Consider the following 1,456-nt stretch of genomic DNA (forward strand, 5'->3'; position numbering starts at 1 on the left):
GGATTCATCGGTTTCAAGCGCTCGAAACAGCGTTCCCGAAAAGCCCGTTGTGGTGTTGCTGATGTGTTCTACGACGGTCCAGTCCCGAGCGAACTCGTCGGCTTGGACTTGGGTGAACTTGCTGGAACGGTCGTTGCCTTGAATCAACACTCTCGGATCAATTGGTCCGGAAAACTTGTCTCCTACCGGCGCTGCCTTCCTGTCGTACAGTGCTTCAGACGCCATTTGCAGGTTCGCATATTTGAGATAGGTCGCAACTTCAGTTTTCATTTCACTCTCCCTGTTTAGGTTTCAAAACTTGATTCACGAAAAATCGCGTTGGCGACGCGCCATGGCCAGACTGCGGGCAAACCTTGGCGAATCCCCACGGGCTCCGGCCACCGTCTGTATTTCCAAGCCCTGGATCGAACGCGTACCAAGTGCCTTCTGCCAGAACTTCACTACTCTGGGTGTCTGTCACGATTACCTTGGCGCCAGCAATCCAATGTTGGCGCACATCAGATGTATCGATGCTTGAAAATGACACTGCATAACGTGCGAGTTGACCTTCAGCAGTCGACTTCTCAAGCTTGCCTTCCTTCGGAACTAGCACATAGCGCTGGAAAGAACCATTGGACTCCTTCGCATCAACGAAGCGATAGCCCGGATACGGAGAAGGTGTTGCATTGAGATAGCTGCGAGCAGCTCTGTTTGCATCACTCTGACCTTGACCGTCTTGCAGATGCTCCCAAAACAAAAAAGACCTGATGTACCAGTCCTCGGATGCTTCATCAGGCAGCGCTGCGTAGATCCAGCCGGGATCGGCTCGATCCGCATTGCTTGCTCGACGCCTAACGCTCAATAGCTGCACGCCCTCGACGTTCTCCACCGTCTTGTGGATCTTTTCCCCTGCCGTCTTGCATCGCTCATCGAACAACGCTTTGGCAGCTTCGTACCGAGCCTTGCCCTCATCGACGATCTGGCTGCGCTCACGACTCCTCATGTACGCAGGCCCAGTGAAGACCAGCAGGACAGCGATCACGCAGATGAGCTTCTGCCACCAGCGACTCGGTAGCCATAGGGCTAGAACGACAAGAACGGCGATCAGTCCGATATAGAGCCAACTAAGGCTGCGCAGGATGTCTGCGCCCGCGCCGAGTTCAAGCATTGCTTTGACTCCTGGCACGTGTACGCGCTCGGCGTAGGGGGTTCACCATCCGGACACGTGGGCAGCAGCTGCGGATTTTGTACAGCTGCGAGTTCGCCGCGGCCGCCTCTGTGTTCGATCCATGCTGAGCAAGTGATTGCGTCAGTGACAGCATTTCTGCATCGATCTGAGCCAGGCTGAAGGCGGCGCCTTCCTTGAAAAGATCCTTGAGACGGTCATAGCGCGCGCGAACACCCGCATCAGCGAAGAGGTCCGCATTGCTGCCCAGCGCGCGATGCGCCTTGAAGTCGCTGATGACCTGGGCAAGGC

Annotated in this window: 3 protein-coding genes; all 3 read right to left on the reverse strand. The window is 55.7% G+C overall.

Annotated elements, in window-relative coordinates; genetic code table 11:
- A partial coding sequence (locus A8M77_RS35955) for a hypothetical protein (RefSeq protein WP_143694922.1) occupies positions 1–270 on the reverse strand: 270 nt, incomplete at its 3' end.
- Between the two features lies 1 nt (position 271).
- Complete coding sequence (locus A8M77_RS35960; protein ID WP_143694923.1) at positions 272–1,147, reverse strand: hypothetical protein; 876 nt, start codon at positions 1,145–1,147, stop codon at positions 272–274.
- Positions 1,140–1,456: hypothetical protein (locus tag A8M77_RS36370; RefSeq protein ID WP_158101065.1), on the reverse strand; the 317-nt coding region annotated here is incomplete at its 5' end. The genes A8M77_RS36370 and A8M77_RS35960, both read right to left, overlap by 8 nt.

It is taken from the genome of Variovorax sp. JS1663, from assembly GCF_002157355.1.
Classification (GTDB): Bacteria; Pseudomonadota; Gammaproteobacteria; order Burkholderiales; family Burkholderiaceae_C; genus Variovorax.

Bases quoted from the DNA above. Each gene is read 5' to 3' on its own strand.
- A8M77_RS35960 (WP_143694923.1), bottom strand. From the start codon at position 1,147: ATGCTTGAACTCGGCGCGGGCGCAGACATCCTGCGCAGCCTTAGTTGG.